Consider the following 21,026-nt stretch of genomic DNA (forward strand, 5'->3'; position numbering starts at 1 on the left):
CCGGCGCCCGATGCAGGCGCCGGCGCTTTTCCTTGCACAATCCCTTGCGGCGCGTACCAATGCGCAGATGGATCAGCATCAGACATACCCGGGCCTAGATGACCTGAAACGCCGCGCCCGGCAACGGCTGCCCAAGTTTGTCTGGGAGTATCTGGACAGCGGCACAGGTATTGAATCCGCCAAGGCGCAGAACCGTGCCGGGCTGGACCGGATCGGCATGCTGCCCTCGGTGCTGCACGGGCCGCTGGAGACGGACCTGTCTGCCGAACTGCTGGGTACGAAGCACGCTTTCCCGTTCGGGGTCGCTCCGGTCGGCATGTCGGGGCTGATCTGGCCGGATGCGGAGGGCATCCTGGCCCGCAGCGCTGCTGCCGCGGGCATTCCCTATTGCCTGTCCACCGTGGCCAGCCAATCGCCTGAGGACCTAGCGCCGCATTTGGGGGCGGATGCCTGGTTCCAGCTGTACCCGCCCAAGGATGAAGGCATCCGTGCCGATATGCTGGCGCGGGCGAAGGACGCCGGGTTCCGCACGCTGGTGCTGACGGTGGATGTGCCGGTGGCTTCGCGCCGGGAACGGCAGACGCGTTCCGGTCTGACGCAGCCGCCGCGGCTGACCCCGCGTCTGCTGGCCCAGATCGCGATGCGGCCCGCCTGGGCGCTGGGAATGGCACAGGCCGGAATGCCGCATATGCGGACGCTGGACAAATACATCAGCGGCGAGCAGGCCAACCTGCCGCCAACGGCACATATAGGATACCTGCTGCGCACCTCTCCCGACTGGGAGTATGTGCACTGGCTGCGGCGCAACTGGGACGGACCGTTTATCATCAAGGGGGTGCAGCGGGCTGCGGATGCGCAGCGGCTGCAGGAAGCCGGCGCGGATGCGATCTGGCTGTCGAACCACGGCGGCCGCCAGTTCGACGGCTGCCCGCCCGCCATCAGCCTGCTGCCGGAGATCCGCAATTCCGTCACCGTGCCAGTGATCTTTGACAGCGGCATCGGGGGCGGGCTGGACATCCTGCGGGCGCTGGCGCTGGGGGCGGATTTCGTCATGCTGGGGCGTGCCTTCCACTATGCGCTGGCGGCCCTGGGAAGTGCCGGACCGGCGCATCTGATCAGCATCCTCGCCAAGGATCTGGAGGCCAATATGGGCCAGCTGGGCCTGTCCAGCCTGGCCGGGGCATGCGGATTGCAAACCCGTCAACTGGGCTGATTGCGCACCCGGCCGGCGCTTTTTGCGCGAATTCGCACGAATTGCGCCAAAATGACGCACACGCAGCGTCACTTTGCGCTGCACCGCAACAAAAAAAGTTACAAAATCATGCTGCATGTGCAGAATTTCTGCAGAATCTGCAAATGTTAGCGCCGAGCAATGCGGTAAATTGCAAAGTCAGGAACCCCCAAAAACGAGGCCAGAAAGGAAAGGACAAGCCGCTTGAGAGCGCAATCATGCCGGAAATACCCAGAACTACTGTTGTGCGGTTCGATAATATCCGCCTAACACTGCACCAACTTGCACGGACCCCGAGGGTGACATGACCGACTTCAAAAAAATCCTGATTGCCAACCGTGGCGAGATCGCGATCCGCGTGATGCGCGCCGCCAACGAAATGGGCAAACGCACCGTCGCCGTCTATGCCGAGGAGGACAAGCTCGGCCTGCACCGGTTCAAAGCGGACGAAGCCTACCGGATCGGCGAAGGCATGGGGCCGGTTGCGGCGTACCTGTCGATCGACGAGATCATCCGCGTTGCCAAGGAAAGCGGCGCTGACGCGATCCACCCCGGCTACGGCCTGCTGTCGGAAAACCCGGAGTTCGTGGACGCCTGCGCCCGCAACGGCATCACCTTTATCGGCCCCAAGGCCGAAACCATGCGCGCGCTGGGTGACAAGGCCTCGGCCCGCAAGGTGGCGATTGCGGCCGGCGTGCCGGTCATTCCGGCAACCGAGGTGCTGGGCGACGACATGGACGCGATCCGCAAGGAAGCGGCCGAAATCGGCTATCCCTTGATGCTGAAGGCCTCCTGGGGCGGCGGCGGCCGCGGCATGCGTCCGATCCACGCCGAGAAAGAGCTGGAAGAAAAGGTGCTGGAAGGCCGCCGCGAGGCGGAAGCCGCCTTTGGCAACGGCGAGGGCTACCTGGAAAAGATGATCACCCGCGCCCGCCACGTCGAGGTGCAGATTCTGGGCGACAAGCACGGTGAGATCTACCACCTCTATGAACGCGACTGCTCGGTGCAGCGCCGCAACCAGAAAGTGGTTGAGCGCGCCCCTGCCCCGTACCTGAGCGAAGAACAGCGCGCCGAGCTGTGCGACCTGGGCCGCAAGATCTGCCAGCATGTGAACTATGAATGCGCGGGCACCGTCGAATTCCTGATGGATATGAACGACGGCAAGTTCTACTTCATCGAGGTGAACCCGCGGGTGCAGGTGGAGCATACCGTGACTGAAGAGGTCACCGGCATCGACATCGTGCAGGCGCAGATCCTGATCGCCGAAGGCAAGACCATTGCTGAGGCAACCGGCAAGGCCAGCCAGGGCGACATCCGCCTGAATGGCCACGCGCTGCAGACCCGCGTCACCACCGAAGATCCGCTGAACAACTTCATCCCGGACTACGGCCGCATCACCGCCTACCGTTCCGCCACCGGCATGGGCATCCGCCTGGACGGCGGCACCGCATATGCGGGCGGCGTGATCACCCGCTATTATGACTCGCTGCTGACCAAAGTGACCGCCTGGGCACCGACCCCGGAAAAGGCGATTGCCCGCATGGACCGCGCGTTGCGCGAATTCCGGGTGCGTGGTGTCAGCACCAACATCGCCTTTGTCGAGAACCTGCTGAAGCACCCGACCTTCCTGTCGAATGAATACACCACCAAGTTCATCGACGAAACGCCGGACCTGTTCCAATTCAAGAAACGGCGCGACCGCGGCACCAAGGTGCTGACTTATATCGCGGATATCTCCGTGAACGGCCACCCGGAGACAGAAGGCCGGGCGGCCCCCGCTGCCGACCTGAAGGAGCCGCGCGCACCGAAGGCGGATGTGGGCAACCTGCCTTATGGCACCCGCAATCTGCTGGAGCAGAAAGGCGCGCAGGCCGTGGCCGACTGGATGAAGGCGCAGCGCCAGCTGCTGCTGACCGACACCACCATGCGCGACGGCCACCAGTCGCTGCTGGCGACCCGGATGCGCTCGATCGACATGATCAAGGTGGCGCCGGCCTATGCGCAGCACCTGAACCAGCTGTTCTCGGTTGAATGCTGGGGCGGTGCGACCTTTGACGTGGCCTACCGCTTTTTGCAGGAATGTCCCTGGCAGCGCCTGCGCGACCTGCGCGAGCGGATGCCGAACCTGATGACCCAGATGCTGCTGCGCGCGTCCAACGGCGTCGGCTACACCAACTATCCGGACAATGTGGTGCAGGAGTTCGTGCGCCAGGCGGCGGAGACCGGCGTCGACGTGTTCCGCGTCTTCGACTCGCTGAACTGGGTCGAGAACATGCGCGTTGCGATGGATGCAGTGGTCGAGAGCGGCAAGGTCTGCGAAGGCACCATCTGCTACACCGGCGATATCCTGGATCCGAACCGCGCCAAGTACGACCTCAAGTATTATGTCGGCATGGCGAAGGAGATGGAGGCCGCCGGTGCCCACATCCTGGGCCTGAAGGACATGGCGGGCCTGTTGAAACCCGCCGCGGCCCGCCAGCTGGTCAAGGCGCTGAAGGAAGAGGTCGGCCTGCCGGTCCACTTCCACACCCACGACACCTCCGGCGTGGCCGGTGCCACCATCCTGGCGGCGGCGGATGCCGGCGTGGATGCGGTGGATGCGGCGATGGACGCCTTCTCCGGCGGCACCTCGCAGCCCTGCCTGGGTTCGATAGTCGAGGCCCTGCGCAACACCGACCGCGACACCGGCATCGACATTGCCAAAGTGCGCGAGATCTCCGGCTACTGGGAACAGGTGCGGGCGCAGTATGCGGCGTTTGAAAGCGGCCTCGCAGCCCCGGCTTCGGAAGTGTACCTGCACGAGATGCCGGGCGGCCAGTTCACCAACCTGAAGGCGCAGGCGCGCTCCTTGGGTCTGGAAGAGAAATGGGCCGACGTGGCGCAGACCTATGCTGACGTGAACCAGATGTTCGGCGATATCGTGAAGGTGACTCCGTCGTCCAAGGTGGTTGGCGACATGGCGCTGATGATGGTCTCCCAGGGCCTGACCCGTGATGAGGTCGAGGATCCCAAGACCGACGTGGCCTTCCCCGACTCGGTCGTCGACATGATGCGCGGCAACCTGGGCCAGCCCCCGGGCGGCTTCCCGGACGGCATCGTCGCCAAGGTGCTGAAGGGCGAAGCGCCCAACACCGAGCGCCCCGGCGCGCATCTGGAGCCGGTTGACCTGGAGGCGGTCCGTGCGGATCTCTCCAAGCAGCTGGAAGGCTTCACCGTCGATGACGAGGACCTGAACGGCTACCTGATGTACCCCAAGGTGTTCCTCGACTACATGGGCCGCCACCGCCAGTACGGCCCGGTGCGCACCCTGCCGACCAAGACCTTCTTCTATGGCATGGAGCCGGGCGAGGAGATCACCGCCGAGATTGATCCGGGCAAGACCCTGGAAATCCGCCTGCAGGCGATTTCCGAAACCGACGAGAAGGGCGAAGTGAAGGTCTTCTTCGAGCTGAACGGCCAGCCGCGGGTGATCCGGGTGCCGAACCGTCTGGTGAAGGCCTCAACCCAGGCCAACCCCAAGGCGGAAGCGGGCAACCCGAACCACGTCGGCGCACCGATGCCCGGTGTTGTGGCATCTGTCGCGGTTCAGGTGGGCCAGCAAGTGCATGAAGGTGATATGCTGCTGACCATCGAAGCGATGAAGATGGAGACCGGCATCCACGCCGAGCGCGACGCGGTGGTGAAGGCGGTGCATGTTCAGGCCGGCGGCCAGATTGACGCCAAGGACCTGCTGGTCGAGCTGGAATAAGCTGCAAGGCTGAACTCAACAGAGGGCGTCCCGCCGGATGGCGGGGCGCCCTTTTCTTTTTTTCAGGAGGCGGAATTCGGCGCGTTTTCAGGAGGCGGAATTCGGCGCGAATTCCGGCCAATTTACCGGCGCGGAAAACCGGCGTCGCCGGCAGCCGAAAATCCTCGCAGGATTTTGGCCGTTTCCCGCGCCGGGAAACGGATTGCTTCGCTGTCAGGCCTTTAAGGCGGCTGGAGCCGGCAGGGTCATGGTTTCAACCTGCACTGGCTTAACCGCCTCGAACTGCCCCGCCCAGCTGTCCGCCTGAGGTGTGCTGAAGTGATGATCACTGTGCACAAATAGCCCCAGGGCAATCGCGGCCGCCAAGCTGGCGATCCGCAGGTAATCCTTGCACGGCATGGGCTCAATCTCCCTGAAAATCTTCTTCTTCGCCAATCAAACGCACGTCCTTTGGCTTTCCGTCGCTGCCGATGCAGATTTTTTTCTTCCATTGCCGATTTTCCTCTTGCAGCTTAGCCCCCGAGACCCTATTTCACCGCTCACCGGATGGCAGCGCGGGCGTAGCTCAGGGGTAGAGCATTACCTTGCCAAGGTAAGGGTCGTGAGTTCGAATCTCATCGCCCGCTCCATCGGGAAACGGACAGGCCGCCCTTAGGGCGGCCTTTCGCTTTTCGGCATTTCCGCATAGTCTGGCCGGGTGCAGAAAACCTTGTGCGGAATCGCTTTACCGCTTAGGAACAGAGCGAGAACAGAAACGGGCGGGCAGAGCAGAATGCTGACATCGGTAGAACTATGCGCAGGTGCGGGCGGCCAGGCCCTCGGTCTCGAGGCGGCGGGCTTTGACCACACGGCGCTGGTTGAGATCGACAAGCACTGCTGCGCCACCCTGCGCCACAACCGCCCCGCGTGGAACGTGCTGGAAGAGGACGTGCGCAAGTTCAAGGACGTCGCGGGCGACTACAAAGGCATCGACCTGTTGGCCGGCGGCCTGCCCTGCCCGCCGTTTTCGGTCGCGGGCAAGCAGCTGGGCGAGAAGGACGAGCGCAACCTGTTCGATGATGCGATTGAGATCGTCGATGCCACCCGCCCTCGCGCGGTGATGATTGAAAACGTGCGCGGCTTTCTGGATGCGGTGTTTCATGACTACCGCGAAAAGCTGAAGAAACAGCTCTCGAAACTGGGCTATGAAACCGACTGGCGCTTGCTCAATGCCTCCGATTTCGGCGTGCCGCAGCTGCGGCCACGGGTGGCAATTGTTGCCCTGCGCAAGGAATTTGCCAGCCAGTTCAACTGGCCTGAGCCGCTGCCGCACAATCCGCCGACCGTGGGCGCAACCCTAGTGGACCTGATGAAGGAGCGCGGCTGGCGCGGGGCGGATGACTGGGCTGCCAAGGCGGATGAGATTGCGCCGACCATCGTGGGCGGCTCCAAGAAACACGGGGGGCCCGATCTGGGTCCGACCCGCGCGCGGCGCGCCTGGGCGGCGCTGGGGGTTGAAGGACGCACCATTGCGAATGAGGCGCCGGATCCCTTCCACAACGACATGCCGCGTCTGACGGTGCGGATGGTCGCGCGTATCCAGGGGTTTCCGGACTCATGGCATTTCACCGGCGCCAAGACCAATGCCTACCGCCAGGTGGGCAACGCCTTCCCGCCGCCGGTGGCAGAGGCGGTGGCGCGGGAGTTGAAGGCGGCGATTGCCAAGCCGAAGCTGCATGCCGTGCGGGCGTAATCCGTTTCCTACCCCCACTGTCTTGCGGATCGTTGGACAGCAGCAGCCATGAAACAGAACATTCCCGACAGCCTTGTTGATTTCGACCACCAGGATTTCAACGTTCTGCTCCACCTTGAGATGGAGATCACCCAGCGCGCCGGCGGGTTGCTGGCACTTGAGCATGACGTGGCCTTCATGCTGCGCGACTGCATCGACGATGTGATCATGACGCCCAAGACCGGGCGGCGGTCCTACGAAGAGCTGGAGAAGACCGAGAAGACATACATCGGCACCCGGGTGGAGATTGAACTGCGGGCGCTGCTGGGCCTGCGGAAGGGACGGCTGGATACCGTGATCCTGGGCCATGACGTGGACATCAAGCACACCATGGGCAGCAACTGGATGATCCCAACTGAAGCGGTGGGCAGCGCCTGCCTGCTGGTGGCCGCGGACGAGGCGCGGGCGCGCTGTTATCTGGGGCTGATCGTGGCGCGGCCCGAGTATCTGACCGCAGGCCAGAACAAGGATGCTAAGCGCACCATTTCTGCCGAAGGGTTCAAGCACATCCAATGGCTGCTGAAGGACCACCCCTACCCCGCCAACTTCTGGCGCACTGCAGATGCGGATGCAGTCGAGGAGATATTTGGCTGCGACACAGGCAACGCCCGCATGGCCACACTGTTCCGGCTGATGCAGCGCCGCCCGATTCCCCGCGCTGCGGTGGAGGCGGTGGCGCAGCAGAAGGATTTCATGCGCCGCATCCGCGCCGACGGCGGCCATGGCACCCGCGACATTCTGGGGCGGGAGCAGATTGTGGTGCTGGAGGGGCGCAAGGATGCCCAGCTGATCAAGGCGCTGGATCTGCCGCCCTGTGCGGCCAGCGAATTCATTTCCTGCCGGATTGAAACGGAGTACCATGCCCGCCTGGCCGGACAATCAGGGCATCCCATCGCGTGGCCGACAAGCTGACACCGGAACGGCGCAGCGCCAATATGGCCAAGATCCGCGCCAAGAACACCAAGCCGGAAATGCTGGTGCGGCGGATGGTGCATGGGATGGGCATCCGATACCGCCTGCACCGCAAAGACCTGCCGGGCAAGCCAGATCTGGTGTTCGGGCCGCGCTGCAAGGTGATCTTTGTGCATGGCTGCTTCTGGCATCTGCATGACTGCCGCGACGGGCGCATCCCGGCAACGCGCCGCGACTATTGGGAACCCAAGCTGCTGCGCAATGCGGAACGTGACGCGGAGCATCTGGCCGCGCTGCAGGCGGCAGGCTGGCAGGTGCTGACCATCTGGGAATGCGAGAGCAAGGATCTTGCTGCCTTGGAAAAACGCCTCACGCAGTTCCTTAAAACGGAAGAATAATGCTTATCCACAGATACTTGCCAGGTTTCGGAATTTTCCACTTGCGGCCCGTTTGGGAAATCCCTAAACACCGCCTCACCGAATGGCAGCGCGGGCGTAGCTCAGGGGTAGAGCATTACCTTGCCAAGGTAAGGGTCGTGAGTTCGAATCTCATCGCCCGCTCCATTCGAAAGCCGAAAAGGCCGTCCTCCGGGGCGGCCTTTCGCTTTTCTGCGCCGCGGCATCGGCGGCATTTTCTTCACCATCCTTTCATTTTCCGCTTGCGGGTTGCGCGCGGATTTCCTATTCACCGCGTCACCGGATGGCAGCGCGGGCGTAGCTCAGGGGTAGAGCATTACCTTGCCAAGGTAAGGGTCGTGAGTTCGAATCTCATCGCCCGCTCCATCGGGAAACGAAAAGGCCGCCTTCCAGGGCGGCCTTTCGCTTTTTCTAGCGCCCTTGTGAAATTTGATCAAATTCCTTTGACGCGGGCTGAAAAACAGGCCAATGCTACTGCCAAACAATGCTCACGGGCAGATCATCGCAGGAGTTTGGCCATGGCCCCAGTCATCTACCCCACCACCAATTTCACCGCGACCGAACAGCTGTGCCTGGACCGCGGCGAAGGCATCCATGTCTATGACACGGACGGTAACAAATACATCGAAGGGCTGGCAGGCCTGTGGTGCACCTCGCTGGGCTACAGCAATACTGAGGTGATGGACGCGATCACCGAGCAGCTGCACAAGCTGCCGTTCACCCACACATTCGGCGGCAAGACCCACAAGCCGATCATGGAGCTGGCCGAGAAACTGAAGGCGATGGTGCCGGTGGAGGATGCCTATATCTTCTTTGGCAACTCGGGTTCGGACGCCAATGACACCCACTACAAGATGCTGCGCTATTACTTCAACGCCATCGGCAAGCCGGAGAAGCGCAAGATCATCACCCGCGAGCGCGGCTATCACGGGGTGACCGTCGCGGCGGGCTCGCTGACCTCCCTGCCCGCGAATCTGGCGCATTTCGATGCGCCGCTGGAAGCGCTGCACATTCTGCGTTCTGACGCGCCGCATTATTACACCGGTCGCCAGGGCAATGAGACCGAGGAGCAGTTTGTCGACCGGATCATCCATAACCTGGAAGAGCAGATCCTGGCCGAGGACCCCGACACCATCGCAGCGATGATTGTCGAGCCGATCACTGGCGCGTCCGGCGTGATCGTGCCGCCGGAAGGCTATTACGAGAAGCTGCAGGCGCTGTTGCGCAAGCATGGCATTCTAGTCTGGGCCGATGAGGTGATCTGCGGCTTTGGCCGGACCGGCGCCGATTTCGGCTGCACCACCATGGGCATCAAGCCGGACTTGATGACATTCGCCAAGCAGCTGAGCTCTGCCTATTTCCCGATCTCCGCCTCGGTCATTCCCGGTTACATGTACGAGGCGATGATCGACCAGACCAATGAGGTCGGCGTCTTCGGCCACGGCTACACCTACTCGGGCCACCCGGCGGCCTGCGCTGCGGCGCTGAAGACGCTTGAAATCTATGAGCGTGACAACCTGTTCGAGCACGCCGCCGAAGTGGGTGCCTATATGCAGGCGCAGTTGCGCGAGGTTTTCACTGATCATCCGCTGGTCGGCGAAGTTCGCGGCAAGGGCTTGATTGCGGCGCTGGAGCTGGTGTCGAACAAGACCACCGGCGCCAGCTTTGACAAAGGGGCCGCAGGCGCCGCCGCGCAGAAGGCCTGCCAGGAAAACGGGCTGATCCTGCGGGCGGTGGCTGGCAACGCGCTGGCGCTGTGCCCGCCGATCATTATTACCAAGGAAGAGGTCAATGACATGCTGGTGCGGATGAAAACCGCGGTCGACAGCGCCTATGAGGAGCTGAAGGCGCAGGGGCTGATTGCAGGCTGAAGCCAGCGACCTGACAAATTTCCGTGAGACGCCCCGGCCTGTCCGGGGCGTTTTCCGTTAAGTGTCTGCTGCGCAAGAGGTTAATCACCCCTCGTCAAGCGGGTCGATTTTTCTGCTCAAATCCGCTACACTTCACACAGTTTGTTTCAGACCGAGATTTTAATTATGACACGCCGCACCGGCATTGCCGGTCCATCTGCCAGAGATACCACTGCAAGGGTCCGTTTTGTGACCGCTTAAGCGCTCTGCGCCGAATCTCAGCCTGCTGACAGCAGACCGGGCACCTGTTCCGGTCACGAGTTCCGTTGGGGACCGGGGACCCTCAATGCCCCTCGCAGCCCGGGCAGCTGCGGGGGGCTTTCTTTGACCTTTCAGAACACCTTGTAGGTCATGGTGGTCAGCGACCGTTCGATCCCGTCGATCTGCAACAGCTGGTCGTTTATGTATTTGCCGACGTCCTCCCCCGAGGGGATGTAGAGCTTCATCAGCAGGTCGAAATTGCCGCTGGTGGAGTAAAGCTCCGAATGGATTTCGCGCAGGGCAATCTCCTCGGCCACCTTGTAAGTGGTGCCGGGTTTGCAGCGGATCTGGACAAAGACGCAGGTGGACATGGGCGGCCCTTTTGAATGGTCACGGATTTTCGCCCAAGCTCGCACGCGGCGCAGGCGGGCGCAAGAGACCGGGATTGCTGCAACAGGTTGCCCCCCTTGCACAATGCCGCACTTGAGCCATGCCCCCTGCCCGCCCTATAAGCGCCCAGGCAGAATTGAAGTTCTTGCAGCATGACGAAGGATAAGCCGCTGATGCGTACCGCCAAAGTGACCCGCAAGACCGCGGAGACCGAAATCTCTGTCGAGATCAACCTCGACGGCACCGGGGTTTACGACAACCAGACCGGGGTTGGCTTTTTCGACCACATGCTGGACCAGCTGGCGCGTCATTCGCTGATCGACATGACCATTCGCGCCAAGGGCGATTACCACATCGACGACCACCACACGGTGGAGGACACCGGCATCGCGCTGGGTCAGGCGCTGGTGCAAGCGCTGGGGGACAAGAAAGGCATCCGCCGTTACGGCGAGTGCCACCTGCCGATGGATGACGCCCAAGTGCGCTGTGCGCTGGACCTGTCGGCGCGCCCCTTCCTGATCTGGAATGTGGAGCTGCCGACCCAGAAAATCGGCACCTTTGACACCGAGCTGGTGCGCGAGTTTTTCCAGGCGCTCAGCACCCACGGCGGCATCACCCTGCATATCGACCAGATCCACGGATTCAACAGCCACCACATCGCCGAGGCGGGCTTCAAGGCAGTGGCCCGCGCGCTGCGGCTGGCGGTGGAGACCGATCCGCGCAAGGCGGATGCGATTCCGTCGACCAAGGGTGCGCTGTAAATGCTGACCGCAATTATCGATTACGAGTCCGGCAACCTGCACTCGGCCGAGAAGGCGTTCCAGCGCATGGCGCGGGAGACGGATGCGGGAGAGGTCGTGGTAACCTCTGATGCCGATGTGGTGGCCCGCGCCGACCGGCTGGTGCTGCCCGGCGATGGCGCCTTCCCTGCCTGCGCGGCTGAACTGCGCGGCCACAAGGGCATCTATGACGCTCTGGTCGAGGCGGTGGAGCAGAAGGGCCGTCCGTTCCTGGGTATCTGCGTCGGCATGCAGCTGATGGCGACCACCGGGCATGAGTATCAGGAGACACCGGGCCTCGGCTGGGTTGGTGGTGATGTGGTGAAGATCACGCCCGCGGATGCCTCCCTGAAGGTGCCGCATATGGGCTGGAACGATCTGGTAATCGATCACTCCCACCCGGTGTTTGACGGCATCCAGAGCGGTGATCACGTTTATTTCGTGCATTCCTACCATTTCCGGGTGGCGAACCCGGCGGAACGGCTGGCGCATGTGGATTACGCCGGCGACGTGACCGCGGTCATCGGCCGCGACACGATGGTGGGAATGCAGTTCCACCCGGAGAAAAGCCAGACCACCGGCCTGCGGATGATCGGCAACTTCCTGACCTGGAAACCGTAAGGGGACGGCGCTGATGCGCCGTTGCCTCCGGCGGGAGTATTAGAGCAAAGGTGAAGTTAGGGGCGCTATGCAGCAGCCGTCCTCAGCGAAACCGGCGCGACGCCATAGGCCTTGCGGAAGGCGCGGGTAAAGCCCTCGGGGCTGGTATAGGCATAGCGGCGTGCCACCGCCTCCACCCTATCGCCGCGCGCAAGGTCCTGGTGCGCCAGGATCAGCCGCCAGCGGCGCAGGTAGCCGATCGGGGTTTCGCCCACCTCTGCCGCGAAGAGTTCCGCAAAGCGCGACAGCGACAACCCCGCCTCCTGCGCCAGATCGGCATTGGTCCAGAGCCTGCCGGGGTGATCATGCATCGCCACGATGGCGCGGCTGAGGCGCGGATCGGCGAGGCCCGCCAGCAGCCCCGGCTCTGTCGCGCCTTTCTGGATCTGGTTGCGCAACAGGCGCACCATCAGAACCTCGCCCAGCCGGTTGATCACCGATTGCGCGCCGCAGTGCTGGCCCTCTGCCTCGTCCCGCATCAGCCTAACCAGCCCCTGCGCCTCGGCATTGCCGGACACGTCATACTCCACCACCGGCGGCAGGGCGGCCAGGAACGGGTTGCTTTGCCCCGACCATTCCACCCGCGCCGCCCACATGACCGCACCCGGAGCAGGCTCCGACAGCGGGCTGCGGGTGCGGTAGAGGATCCGCACAGGCTCTCCTGCCGCGTTTGCCAGGGCGATCAGGTTGGCGCGGCCCGGGACGGCGGCCTGCACGGCGAGCTGAAAACGGTCCATTAAAGTCGTGAGGCGGTCCATGCTTTCGGTGTTTCCATCATGTTTTTCGGATTTTCCGGACATTAAACTGCGCAATACATTCAGGCAAGCACCACCACTCACACCGCTCACAAGGACCAATCACATGCTGATCCCCCGCCAGAAGACCCCGGACCTGACCCTGCCGACGCTGGACCACGGCCAGTTTGACCTGTCCTCGGAAACGGCCGAGCGCGGCACCGTGATCTGTTTCTACCGCGGTCTGCACTGCCCGATCTGCGCCACCTATCTGAAGGAATTCGAGAAGAAGGTTGCCGCCTTTGCCGAGCGCGGCGTCAACTGCATCGCGATCAGCTCCGACGGCGAGGAGCGCACCCGCGCGATGGCCGACAAGATCGAGGCCAAGGAACTGCGGTTCGGCTATGACCTGCCGCTGTCCGTGGCCAAGGAATGGGGGCTTTATATCTCAACCTCGCGCGGCAAGACCTCGATCGGGATCGAGGAGCCGGCGCTGTTCTCCGAGCCCGGCCTGTTCATGGTGACGCCGGAGCAGACGCTCTATTACGGGTCTGTGCAAACGATGCCGTTTGTGCGCCCGCATTTCGCCGAGCTGGTGGCGGCGCTGGATTTTGCCATCCCCAACAACTACCCGGCGCGCGGCGAATACACAGGTGAGGTGTAAGCGTCACAGCTGCCGCCGGGGCCGGTGCAATTCGCCGGATTGAACAATAGACAAGGGGTCCGCTTCGAGGCATACGGGGCGGACCTCTTGTCACTGCGGCAGCCCCCTTGCACATCCGTTTCGAGAAATACGACCACGCCGAAGGCAAGCACCGGTATTGCTTGCTGAGCCTGACGCCGACGCTGTTCGGCGACTGGTGTGTTGAGCGTGTCTCGGGGCCTCTGAATGCTCCGGGCGGCGTACAGAAGCGGACCTATTTCGCGGCGCAGGCCGAGGCGCAAGCAGTATTCGAGCGCTTCCGGGACCGGCAGCTGAAACGCGGCTATGCGCCGATCCCGGTGCAGCTGGGGCTGCTGTAGCGGCAGCCTTCAGGTGCTTACTGGACCCGGGTCCAGGTTTGCTTGGAGCAGATCAGCCCGCCCGCGACGCAGCCGCGCAAGGCCAGAGAGCTGCCCGACAGATCCATCTTGCCGGTGTAGATCTTGTCGTTGGACGGGCGCCATACCTTGCCCTCATAGGAGCCGTCGCCGTTCGGCACCATGTCGATCACCAGCGTCTTGCCGATGTTCGGAGATTTGTACTCGCCTTCGCTGTTGAAGGTACGGGCGATCTTGCCGCAGACCGCTGCGCCGCATTTCGCCATCTGGATATGAGCATAGGAGCCGTCATCTGCTTCCGTCTTCCAGACGCCCAGAACCGGGTCCGCCGCTGCGGCGCCTGCCAGTCCCAAGGCGACAGCAATGCCTGCCAGAAGATGTTTCATTCCATTTCCTCCCTGTTTTTCAGGCAGCCTGTCCCTGATGCCGTCTTTGAGGCAAGGTTGACTTCGGGTCGCGTTGCAATCTGCCCTTACGTTGTGCAAAACACCGCCAGCTTGATTTCACGAAGGACCGCCCGGATGATCCTCTACCCCGCGATTGACCTCAAAGACGGCCAGGCCGTGCGCCTGCTGCATGGCGAGATGGACAAGACCACTGTGTTCAATGACAACCCCGCCGCGCAGGCGCTGGAGTTTGTCGAGGCGGGTTGCGAGTGGCTGCATCTGGTGGACCTGAACGGCGCCTTTGCTGGCGAGCCGGTGAATGCGGCACCGGTGGAGGAGATCCTGAAGCAGACCAAGGTGCCCGCACAGCTGGGCGGCGGCATCCGCGACATGGCGACCATCGAGCGCTGGATCAGCAAGGGCCTGGCCCGGGTCATCCTGGGCACCGTGGCGGTGGAGAACCCGGAGCTGGTGCGCGAGGCTGCGCGGGAGTTCCCCGGCAAGGTTGCTGTTGGCATCGATGCCCGCAACGGCAAGGTCGCAACCAAGGGCTGGGCCGAGGAGACCGACGTGATGGTCACCGACCTCGCCAAATCCTTTGAGGACGCGGGCGTTGCCGCGATCATCTATACCGACATCCTGCGCGACGGTGCGATGAAGGGCCCGAATGTGGAAGCCACCGCCGATCTGGCCAATGCGGTCAGCATTCCGGTGATTGCCTCCGGCGGCGTGTCATCGCTGGATGACCTCAGAGCGCTGAAATCCTGCGGCGCGCCTCTCAATGGTGCGATTTCAGGCCGGGCGCTCTATGATGGCGCCATTGACCTGAAAGAGGCGCTGGCGGTTCTGAAAGCCTGACACCTTACTGGCGAAGGGAAAACCCATGCGCCTTGTCCGCCGAGTTCTGGCCATCCTGACCATTGGGCCGATTGTCCTGTGGCTCTTGTGCATTGCCTTTGTGATGCTGCTGGGGTTTGGCTTTGATTGCGAAATTCACGAAGGGTTTGCCAACCCCTGCGTGGTGCTGGGCCAGGACCTGGGTGAGACCGCCTATACCATGGGGGTCCTTGCCGCCTGGGGGCCGCTGATTTTTGGCCCGGTCTCCATGGGGGCCGGGCTGCTGTGGGGGCTGGCGATTGCGCTGTCACGCTATCTGGCAGCGCGGCGCTGAGGCTACTCGGCTGCTTTTGCGGTCAGCTTGCCCAAGGCGCCCTGCATCTTGGCGATAAACGCCGCGTCAGCCGGGATGTCGAGGCCAGAGAGCATTTCGCCTGGATCCTGATAAGTCAGCCAGACCTGGCCGTCCCCATCCTCATACGCCAGCACCTTGAGCGGCAGGTAGAGCCCCGCCCGCATGTCTGCCTGCATCGCCGGAGTGCCGAGTTTCGGATTGCCGAAGATCAGGAGCTGGGACGGGCTCAGCTCCAGTGCTGCATTCTGCGCTCCTGCGGCATGGTCCACCCGGGCAAAGACAGTCGCGCCCGCACCCTCCACCGCGGCCTGCAGCGCATCCATGGTTTCACCGACGGATTTCTGGCTTTGCACAGTCACCAGTTCAGCGGCGGCGGGGAGTGCAGAGGCGAGCGCAACGGCGCCTGCAAGAACAAGGGATTTTGTCATAACGAAGTCTCCAAATGTCACGGCGTCCATCCATGATCCGGGCAGGCAGGCCGGGCAGGCAACTCAAATCTGCGAGACCAGCCCGTTCCGGCGGTTCCACGCGGATGCTTCCTCCGCCGACAGTCAGGACCAAAACGCGCATCCCCCGCTATATTTGTTGCGCTTACGGCAGTCATTTCGTACCCACGGGGCAAGCAGCTTGAAAGGCACGATCCATGCTGAAAACCCGCATCATCCCCTGTCTCGACGTCGCTGACGGGCGCGTGGTCAAGGGCGTCAACTTTGTCGGCCTGCGTGATGCGGGCGACCCGGTGGAATGCGCCAAGGCCTATGATGCGGCGGGCGCGGATGAGATCTGCTTTCTGGATATTCACGCAACCCATGAAAACCGAGGCACCATGTTCGACATGGTCCAGCGCACCGCCGAGCAGTGTTTCGTGCCGCTTACCGTGGGCGGCGGCGTCAGGACCAAGGAAGATGTGCGCGCGCTGCTGCTGGCGGGTGCTGACAAGGTCTCTTTCAACTCGGCCGCAGTGGCAAACCCGGACGTGATTGCCGAAGCCGCAGACCAGTTCGGCAGCCAGTGCATTGTCTGCGCCATTGATGCCAAGACGGTGGAGCCGGGCCGCTGGGAGATTTTCACCCACGGCGGCCGCAAGCCCACCGGCATCGACGCGGTGGAATTTGCCAGGCTGGTGACAGCCAAAGGCGCCGGTGAAATCCTGCTGACCTCGATGGACCGCGACGGCACCAAGTCCGGTTTCAATCTGCCGCTGACAAAGGCGATTTCCGATGCGGTGGACGTGCCGGTGATCGCCTCGGGCGGCGTCGGCAACCTGGATCACCTCGTAGAAGGCGTGACCAAGGGAGGCGCCAGCGCGGTGCTGGCGGCCTCGATCTTCCACTTCGGCGAATACACCATTCAGGAAGCCAAGGACCACATGGCCGCCGCCGGCATCCCGATGCGGTTGAACTGAAGGGGCATGTGATGAGCCTGCTGCACGATCTCGAAGCCACCATCCTGTCCCGCAAGGGCACCGACCCGGAGACCAGCTGGACGGCCAAGCTGCTGGCCAAAGGGCCGGAGAAATGCGCCGAGAAATTCGGCGAGGAAGCCATTGAGGCGATCATCGAGGCGGCGAAGGATAACAAGGCAGGGCTCGCGTCCGAAGGTGCCGATGTTCTGTATCATTTCCTGGTGATGCTGGCCGCCCGTGATGTGGCGCTGGACGACGTGCTGCAGGTGCTGGCCGAGCGGCAAGGTCTCAGCGGCATTGCCGAGAAGGCCAGCCGCCCCAAGGACTGACAAACGGGTCCGGCGGCGGGTCAAGGGAGGCGCAGCCTCCGCGCGGCACGCGCGGCTTGTCCTTGACGCGCCTTTAAAACCACAATCAGCAACGCCCTTGAGGGCAAACCTGCCCCTCAAGGGCTTCTCAGCAAATCCTTTGCGCCGCGCAGCGGCGCCGGGCCCAACCGCGAAGGCTGTCCGGCAGGACGGCAGCAGCGGGCGGGAGCGCCTTGCCCCGCGCCAGCCGTCAGAGTTTCGAGGAAATGATCCCGGTGGCAAAGCCACCCATGCGCAGCTCACCAAACAGGCGCTGGTATTCGATTTTGGGGCAGCGGTTCTGGATCACGGTGACGCCGCGCGCCTCGGCCTTGGCGGCGGCCTCTGTGTGTTCAACCCCGATCTGCATCCAAATGGTCTGCAGCTTGGGAAAGGCCTCCAGCGCCTCATCGACAATGGGCGGCACTGCCTCTGAGCGGCGGAAGATGTCGACCATGTCCACAGGCAGATCAATATCCGAAAGGCTGGACCGTACCGCCTCTCCAAACAGCATCTTGCCGGCATGGCCGGGGTTCACCGGAATCACACGGTAGCCCTTGAGGCCCAGATAGCGCGCCACATAGTAGCTGGGACGCACCGGGTTCATCGACACGCCCACCACGGCCACTGTCTTGGCACGCTGCAGGACCTTCTTGAGATGCTCATCGCTGTAATCTGTCATACCGCGTACCCTAGCTGCGGTGCCACCCGCCGCAAAGCCGGATTCGGAGCTGAGCAAACAAAAAAGCGCCCGGAAGAACCGGGCGCTAGGTATGGAACGAGGGACAGTGAAAAAGATCTGCGGTGGTTCCACTCCGCAGTCTGTATTGAATATGGGTCACACATTGAAAAATAAAAGGGGCTGTCACGCAATTGTGAGGTGACAAGCTATTTTCGCAGGATTGCAGGCCAGTGGATGTGCCCGGCGGCAATCATCTGGGCGGTATCTGCCTGCCACAGAACGAGCACCCGCCTGTTATTCAGCAGATACAGGTCTCCATCAACGATCGCCCACAGCTGCGGATTGCCTTCGTGCAGCTGCCCCCTGGACATGGCATAGGCGCAGTAGCCGCCAAAGGCGGGGGCATAGGCGCGCGGGTTGGCCTCAAACAGCGCCTGGTTGCGGGAGGAGGCAAAGCGCCAGACGACTCCCTTCCACATTACAGCATGGCTGCGCCGCCCCTGCTCAGCCGCGCCGCGTTCAAAGAAGGCAACCGCATCATATCCGCCAATGGCCACCCCTGAGCGGGAGGAAAACACCGCTGGTTCGGCCCGCACCGTATCCGGCATGGACAAGAACAGCACCGCGGCAGCCATCAGGACCAGACGCAGGATCACATTGCACTCCATTCACTACTTGCAGCAACCCTGCGAGTCTGCCGCACAGGCCGCGCTTTGCAAAGGCAGCATACGCAGATGTGAACAGGGTGTGACGCGGGTCGCGTCAGCGGGCGATGGAGGCGTAAAGGGCGATGGCGGCTGCGTTGGAGACATTGAGCGATCCAAAACCGCCCGCAGCGTCGATCTTGACCAGGCCATCGACGGTTTCCTTGGTCTTCTGGCGCAGGCCCGGCCCTTCGGCCCCTAGCACCAGCGCCACCGGCAGGTGCTGCTTACCCGCCAGCGCGGTTTCGATGGTCTGCTCCGCCTCGCCATCCAGACCCAGCACGACAAAGCCCATATTCTGCAGTTCGGTGATGGTGTCGGCGAGGTTGCGCATCCGCAGATAAGGCTGGCGCTCCAGCGCGCCGCTGGCTGTTTTGGCCAGCGCGCCGGTTTCCGGTGCCGAATGGTGGCGGGTGCCAATGACCGCGCTGGCGCCCAGCACCTCGGCAGAGCGCAGAATGGCGCCGACGTTGTGCGGGTCGGTGACCCGGTCCAGCAGCAGCACGCGGGGCGCTTCACGGCCAATGCAGTTCTCTGCCAGCCCGCCCCAATTCAAGGATTTCACTTCTAGCGCCGCCCCCTGGTGCACCGACTGCGGGTCGATTGGCGGGTTGAACTTTCGCGGGTCGATGACCTCTGCCTCGATGCCGGAGTCAGAAATGGCATCTGCCAGTTTCGCCTGCGCGTTCATGGTCACCATCAGCCGCAATTTTTCACGCTTGGGATTGAGCAGCGCATCGCGCACCGCATGCAGCCCGAACAGCCATACGGTTTCTGCCGCGGCGGCCTTCTTGGACTGTTCTTTTTCGACGACCCATTTGGGTTTCTTGGACATTTTGCTCTCCGGCAGAAAGAAATTTCGAGGCACGCGAAAAACTTGCGTTTTTCCGGTTGACGCCCCTTTGGCCTGCTTGTAATCACGCCTCCACATCAGGTGCAACAAGCAACTGACAGTGGGCGACAGGCCGCAAGGTGTGGCAGGGGACTGTAACTCCCTCGCGGAGACGCACGCCTGGTTCGATTCCAGGGTCGCCCACCATCTTCTCTCTATTTCAGAAATGACGATGGTGGTTCAGCAGCAGGCTGGACAGGCCGCGCGCTGTGCGCACAGCAAAAAGCCCGCGTGAGCTTCGCAGGCCTTTACTTTGATTTGAATAGAGAATCCGCCACTCAGGCAGTTTCGGCCACGGCCTGTTCTGCCCATTCGGCCAGTGCATCCAGATCCGGGCCTGCCGCGACCGCCATGCCGTCGGCAAACGCCTGGAACGGCTCCACGTTCATCTTGTTGACACCGGAAATAACCGGGATGCCCAGCGCCAGCGCCTCGCCGATGATGGGCCGCATGCCGCGCCCGTCGGCTTCATGCTTGCCGAATTTGTTGACGATCATCAGCTGCGGTGCCGGGTCCGTCTGCAGGGTGGCAGAGACCTGCCCGACCGCCTGTTCCAGCGCCTCCGGGTTCAGGCGGCAGCCGCGGGCGCCAGCGCCAAGGGATTGCGAAATGCGGATGGTCTCGCCTGCGGGCAGCACCCGCACATCCATGTCGCACAGCTCCTTGTCGTAGCATTCCACATTGGTCTGCACGATGCCGGCCAGGCGGATCCCCTTGGCCTGCAGCCGTTCGGCCAGCTCGCTCAGCAAGCGGTCCGTGGCACCGCGTTCTTCGGTCATCACATAGGCCAGGTGCATCGGTCTTATTCTCCAGTCTCGTGTCGTTTCATAGGTGGTCATGCGGGCGCCGGGGTCAACCCCTACCAGGGCAGCGGGTTGTAGCCGATGACAGGGGCGTGCAGCAGCAAAAGCGCCAGGAACACCGCAGCGGCCAGCGCGGCTTCACTAGCCTTTGGGCGCATCCGCAGCAGGTTCAGCCGTGCGGTATCGCGGCTGAGGCGGCGCCATTCCCCCTGCCCCATTTGACGCTGCTTGCGCTTGTCGATCAGCGCCATACCCATCCAGGCAAAGCCCGCAAAGAGGCCGAACAGGATCACATGCGCCAGGTCGCCGTTTGCCAGCAGGTGCGCCCCGGCCCAAAGCGCCATCGCCGCCAGGAGCGGATGGCGGCTTACAGCCAAGATACCGGGGGCTGCCGGATCAAAGGGCTTGATGCCAAGCCCGCCAAAGCTGAAGGGGTTCTGCCGCATCATGCCACCCACAGCCAGCAGGCAGGCCAGCGGCATCACCAAGAGCGGCACCCAGCGGAAGCCCTCCCAATAGGGCAAAACGCCAACAAAAGGCGCGCGAGCGGCGGCGGCGACCAGCCAAGCGAGGATCATCAGCGACAGCAGGCTGTAGGCGATGATATAGACGCGCAGGCCGAGGCGGCTGACCAGCCAGGGCCGCACCGGCGGGCGCACGGGGATGGCATGGCTGGCCAGGAACAGCAACAGCGCGGCGGTGAATTCAAGCCAGCCCATCAGGGTCTCTCCGGATATAGATCAGTCTTCTGTGCAGCTATAGGCGGGCTGGCAGTATAAAACGTTGCCCCAGATCAAAAAAGGGCGCCGCTTGGGCGCCCTT

24 protein-coding genes and 4 tRNA genes are annotated in these 21,026 nt (G+C 62.9%); 18 read left to right on the forward strand and 10 right to left on the reverse strand.

Annotated elements, in window-relative coordinates; all coding sequences use genetic code 11:
• Positions 1-67 precede the first annotated feature (67 nt).
• Complete coding sequence (locus tag GC1_RS13575; RefSeq protein WP_036762728.1) at positions 68-1,213, forward strand: alpha-hydroxy acid oxidase; 1,146 nt, start codon at positions 68-70, stop codon at positions 1,211-1,213.
• A 322-nt stretch (positions 1,214-1,535) separates the two neighbouring features.
• Positions 1,536-4,979 carry a pyruvate carboxylase gene (locus GC1_RS13580; protein WP_029205049.1) on the forward strand — a complete coding sequence of 1,148 codons (3,444 nt, stop codon included), beginning with the start codon at positions 1,536-1,538 and terminating at the stop codon, positions 4,977-4,979.
• A 213-nt stretch (positions 4,980-5,192) separates the two neighbouring features.
• Here GC1_RS13580 and GC1_RS13585 read toward each other — a convergent pair whose 3' ends face one another.
• Complete coding sequence (locus GC1_RS13585) at positions 5,193-5,414, reverse strand: hypothetical protein (RefSeq protein WP_019298321.1); 222 nt, start codon at positions 5,412-5,414, stop codon at positions 5,193-5,195.
• 119 nt (positions 5,415-5,533) lie between these two features.
• Here GC1_RS13585 and GC1_RS13590 point away from each other — a divergent pair.
• The 7 genes from GC1_RS13590 to GC1_RS13620 all read left to right on the forward strand — a co-directional run bounded on the left by GC1_RS13590 (position 5,534) and on the right by GC1_RS13620 (position 9,949).
• Positions 5,534-5,608: transfer RNA gene (locus GC1_RS13590), tRNA-Gly, on the forward strand.
• Between the two features lie 143 nt (positions 5,609-5,751).
• The gene (locus GC1_RS13595) at positions 5,752-6,711 is read left to right on the forward strand and encodes a DNA cytosine methyltransferase (protein WP_019297439.1); all 960 of its coding nucleotides are present in this window, start codon (positions 5,752-5,754) and stop codon (positions 6,709-6,711) included.
• Positions 6,712-6,759: 48 nt separating this feature from the next.
• On the forward strand, positions 6,760-7,662 hold the full coding sequence (locus GC1_RS13600; RefSeq protein WP_019297438.1) for a NaeI family type II restriction endonuclease: 903 nt from the start codon (positions 6,760-6,762) through the stop codon (positions 7,660-7,662).
• A complete protein-coding gene (locus tag GC1_RS13605) occupies positions 7,647-8,060 on the forward strand; it encodes a very short patch repair endonuclease (protein ID WP_019297437.1) in 414 nt (137 codons plus the stop codon). The genes GC1_RS13600 and GC1_RS13605 overlap by 16 nt, the downstream gene beginning before the upstream one ends.
• Positions 8,061-8,150: 90 nt before the next feature.
• Positions 8,151-8,225 (forward strand) — tRNA-Gly (locus tag GC1_RS13610).
• Positions 8,226-8,369: 144 nt separating this feature from the next.
• Positions 8,370-8,444 (forward strand) — tRNA-Gly (locus GC1_RS13615).
• A 152-nt stretch (positions 8,445-8,596) separates the two neighbouring features.
• Complete coding sequence (locus tag GC1_RS13620) at positions 8,597-9,949, forward strand: aminotransferase (RefSeq protein ID WP_019294628.1); 1,353 nt, start codon at positions 8,597-8,599, stop codon at positions 9,947-9,949.
• 371 nt (positions 9,950-10,320) lie between these two features.
• Here the strand turns inward: GC1_RS13620 and GC1_RS13625 are convergent, their stop codons facing one another.
• Positions 10,321-10,560: an Lrp/AsnC family transcriptional regulator gene (locus GC1_RS13625; RefSeq protein WP_019294629.1), complete on the reverse strand. Its 240-nt coding sequence runs from the start codon at positions 10,558-10,560 to the stop codon at positions 10,321-10,323.
• A 192-nt stretch (positions 10,561-10,752) separates the two neighbouring features.
• Between GC1_RS13625 and hisB the strand changes: the two genes are divergently transcribed.
• Positions 10,753-11,340, forward strand: a complete 588-nt coding sequence (gene hisB / locus GC1_RS13630) for an imidazoleglycerol-phosphate dehydratase HisB (protein WP_029204647.1) — start codon at positions 10,753-10,755, stop codon at positions 11,338-11,340.
• Complete coding sequence (gene hisH / locus GC1_RS13635) at positions 11,341-11,979, forward strand: imidazole glycerol phosphate synthase subunit HisH (RefSeq protein ID WP_019294631.1); 639 nt, start codon at positions 11,341-11,343, stop codon at positions 11,977-11,979.
• Between the two features lie 65 nt (positions 11,980-12,044).
• Here the strand turns inward: hisH and GC1_RS13640 are convergent, their stop codons facing one another.
• Entirely contained in the window at positions 12,045-12,776 is a 732-nt protein-coding gene (locus GC1_RS13640) for an AraC family transcriptional regulator (protein WP_029204648.1), read from the reverse strand.
• Between the two features lie 103 nt (positions 12,777-12,879).
• Between GC1_RS13640 and GC1_RS13645 the strand changes: the two genes are divergently transcribed.
• On the forward strand, positions 12,880-13,416 hold the full coding sequence (locus tag GC1_RS13645) for a peroxiredoxin-like family protein (RefSeq protein ID WP_019294633.1): 537 nt from the start codon (positions 12,880-12,882) through the stop codon (positions 13,414-13,416).
• Positions 13,417-13,523: 107 nt separating this feature from the next.
• On the forward strand, positions 13,524-13,775 hold the full coding sequence (locus tag GC1_RS13650; protein WP_019294634.1) for a WGR domain-containing protein: 252 nt from the start codon (positions 13,524-13,526) through the stop codon (positions 13,773-13,775).
• 17 nt (positions 13,776-13,792) lie between these two features.
• Here GC1_RS13650 and GC1_RS13655 read toward each other — a convergent pair whose 3' ends face one another.
• A complete protein-coding gene (locus GC1_RS13655; protein WP_019294635.1) occupies positions 13,793-14,179 on the reverse strand; it encodes a DUF2147 domain-containing protein in 387 nt (128 codons plus the stop codon).
• A 135-nt stretch (positions 14,180-14,314) separates the two neighbouring features.
• Here GC1_RS13655 and hisA point away from each other — a divergent pair, with 135 nt between their 5' ends.
• Positions 14,315-15,037, forward strand: coding sequence for a 1-(5-phosphoribosyl)-5-[(5-phosphoribosylamino)methylideneamino]imidazole-4-carboxamide isomerase (gene hisA / locus GC1_RS13660; protein ID WP_019294636.1), 723 nt, complete (start codon positions 14,315-14,317; stop codon positions 15,035-15,037).
• Positions 15,038-15,062: 25 nt separating this feature from the next.
• Positions 15,063-15,350 (forward strand): hypothetical protein, encoded by a 288-nt coding sequence (locus tag GC1_RS13665; RefSeq protein ID WP_019294637.1) that lies wholly within the window; start codon positions 15,063-15,065, stop codon positions 15,348-15,350.
• 2 nt (positions 15,351-15,352) lie between these two features.
• Here GC1_RS13665 and GC1_RS13670 read toward each other — a convergent pair whose 3' ends face one another.
• Positions 15,353-15,799 (reverse strand): DUF302 domain-containing protein, encoded by a 447-nt coding sequence (locus GC1_RS13670; RefSeq protein WP_019294638.1) that lies wholly within the window; start codon positions 15,797-15,799, stop codon positions 15,353-15,355.
• A gap of 215 nt (positions 15,800-16,014) precedes the next feature.
• Between GC1_RS13670 and hisF the strand changes: the two genes are divergently transcribed.
• Positions 16,015-16,776 carry an imidazole glycerol phosphate synthase subunit HisF gene (gene hisF, locus GC1_RS13675; protein ID WP_019294639.1) on the forward strand — a complete coding sequence of 254 codons (762 nt, stop codon included), beginning with the start codon at positions 16,015-16,017 and terminating at the stop codon, positions 16,774-16,776.
• 11 nt (positions 16,777-16,787) lie between these two features.
• Positions 16,788-17,105 carry a phosphoribosyl-ATP diphosphatase gene (locus GC1_RS13680; protein WP_019294640.1) on the forward strand — a complete coding sequence of 106 codons (318 nt, stop codon included), beginning with the start codon at positions 16,788-16,790 and terminating at the stop codon, positions 17,103-17,105.
• Positions 17,106-17,334: 229 nt separating this feature from the next.
• Here the strand turns inward: GC1_RS13680 and GC1_RS13685 are convergent, their stop codons facing one another.
• From GC1_RS13685 to rlmB, 3 genes are all read right to left on the reverse strand, one after another.
• Positions 17,335-17,805 (reverse strand): CoA-binding protein, encoded by a 471-nt coding sequence (locus GC1_RS13685; protein ID WP_019294641.1) that lies wholly within the window; start codon positions 17,803-17,805, stop codon positions 17,335-17,337.
• 206 nt (positions 17,806-18,011) lie between these two features.
• Positions 18,012-18,461: a YHS domain-containing (seleno)protein gene (locus tag GC1_RS13690; protein ID WP_237754596.1), complete on the reverse strand. Its 450-nt coding sequence runs from the start codon at positions 18,459-18,461 to the stop codon at positions 18,012-18,014.
• A gap of 106 nt (positions 18,462-18,567) precedes the next feature.
• Positions 18,568-19,344: a 23S rRNA (guanosine(2251)-2'-O)-methyltransferase RlmB gene (gene rlmB / locus GC1_RS13695; RefSeq protein ID WP_019294643.1), complete on the reverse strand. Its 777-nt coding sequence runs from the start codon at positions 19,342-19,344 to the stop codon at positions 18,568-18,570.
• Between the two features lie 120 nt (positions 19,345-19,464).
• Between rlmB and GC1_RS22480 the strand changes: the two genes are divergently transcribed.
• Positions 19,465-19,548 (forward strand) — tRNA-Tyr (locus tag GC1_RS22480).
• A gap of 131 nt (positions 19,549-19,679) precedes the next feature.
• Here the strand turns inward: GC1_RS22480 and GC1_RS13700 are convergent.
• Together GC1_RS13700 and GC1_RS13705 are read right to left on the reverse strand one after the other, a co-directional pair.
• The gene (locus tag GC1_RS13700) at positions 19,680-20,198 is read right to left on the reverse strand and encodes a DUF2478 domain-containing protein (RefSeq protein WP_019294644.1); all 519 of its coding nucleotides are present in this window, start codon (positions 20,196-20,198) and stop codon (positions 19,680-19,682) included.
• A 62-nt stretch (positions 20,199-20,260) separates the two neighbouring features.
• Positions 20,261-20,923, reverse strand: a complete 663-nt coding sequence (locus GC1_RS13705) for an NnrU family protein (RefSeq protein WP_019294645.1) — start codon at positions 20,921-20,923, stop codon at positions 20,261-20,263.
• Positions 20,924-21,026 lie beyond the last annotated feature (103 nt).

Source organism: Leisingera sp. ANG1 (assembly GCF_000203975.2).
Taxonomy (GTDB): Bacteria; Pseudomonadota; Alphaproteobacteria; order Rhodobacterales; family Rhodobacteraceae; genus Leisingera.

What these genes read in the sequence shown, in the direction of transcription:
- GC1_RS13575 (WP_036762728.1), top strand. Translation starts at nt 68, where the DNA reads ATGGATCAGCATCAGACATACCCGGGCCTAGATGACCTGAAACGCCGC.
- GC1_RS13580 (WP_029205049.1), top strand. Translation starts at nt 1,536, where the DNA reads ATGACCGACTTCAAAAAAATCCTGATTGCCAACCGTGGCGAGATCGCG.
- GC1_RS13595 (WP_019297439.1), top strand. Translation starts at nt 5,752, where the DNA reads ATGCTGACATCGGTAGAACTATGCGCAGGTGCGGGCGGCCAGGCCCTC.
- GC1_RS13600 (WP_019297438.1), top strand. Translation starts at nt 6,760, where the DNA reads ATGAAACAGAACATTCCCGACAGCCTTGTTGATTTCGACCACCAGGAT.
- GC1_RS13620 (WP_019294628.1), top strand. Translation starts at nt 8,597, where the DNA reads ATGGCCCCAGTCATCTACCCCACCACCAATTTCACCGCGACCGAACAG.
- GC1_RS13625 (WP_019294629.1), bottom strand. Translation starts at nt 10,560, where the DNA reads ATGTCCACCTGCGTCTTTGTCCAGATCCGCTGCAAACCCGGCACCACT.
- hisB (WP_029204647.1), top strand. Translation starts at nt 10,753, where the DNA reads ATGCGTACCGCCAAAGTGACCCGCAAGACCGCGGAGACCGAAATCTCT.
- hisH (WP_019294631.1), top strand. Translation starts at nt 11,341, where the DNA reads ATGCTGACCGCAATTATCGATTACGAGTCCGGCAACCTGCACTCGGCC.
- GC1_RS13640 (WP_029204648.1), bottom strand. Translation starts at nt 12,776, where the DNA reads ATGGACCGCCTCACGACTTTAATGGACCGTTTTCAGCTCGCCGTGCAG.
- GC1_RS13645 (WP_019294633.1), top strand. Translation starts at nt 12,880, where the DNA reads ATGCTGATCCCCCGCCAGAAGACCCCGGACCTGACCCTGCCGACGCTG.
- GC1_RS13655 (WP_019294635.1), bottom strand. Translation starts at nt 14,179, where the DNA reads ATGAAACATCTTCTGGCAGGCATTGCTGTCGCCTTGGGACTGGCAGGC.
- hisA (WP_019294636.1), top strand. Translation starts at nt 14,315, where the DNA reads ATGATCCTCTACCCCGCGATTGACCTCAAAGACGGCCAGGCCGTGCGC.
- GC1_RS13665 (WP_019294637.1), top strand. Translation starts at nt 15,063, where the DNA reads ATGCGCCTTGTCCGCCGAGTTCTGGCCATCCTGACCATTGGGCCGATT.
- GC1_RS13670 (WP_019294638.1), bottom strand. Translation starts at nt 15,799, where the DNA reads ATGACAAAATCCCTTGTTCTTGCAGGCGCCGTTGCGCTCGCCTCTGCA.
- hisF (WP_019294639.1), top strand. Translation starts at nt 16,015, where the DNA reads ATGCTGAAAACCCGCATCATCCCCTGTCTCGACGTCGCTGACGGGCGC.
- GC1_RS13680 (WP_019294640.1), top strand. Translation starts at nt 16,788, where the DNA reads ATGAGCCTGCTGCACGATCTCGAAGCCACCATCCTGTCCCGCAAGGGC.
- GC1_RS13685 (WP_019294641.1), bottom strand. Translation starts at nt 17,805, where the DNA reads ATGACAGATTACAGCGATGAGCATCTCAAGAAGGTCCTGCAGCGTGCC.
- rlmB (WP_019294643.1), bottom strand. Translation starts at nt 19,344, where the DNA reads ATGTCCAAGAAACCCAAATGGGTCGTCGAAAAAGAACAGTCCAAGAAG.
- GC1_RS13700 (WP_019294644.1), bottom strand. Translation starts at nt 20,198, where the DNA reads ATGCACCTGGCCTATGTGATGACCGAAGAACGCGGTGCCACGGACCGC.
- GC1_RS13705 (WP_019294645.1), bottom strand. Translation starts at nt 20,923, where the DNA reads ATGGGCTGGCTTGAATTCACCGCCGCGCTGTTGCTGTTCCTGGCCAGC.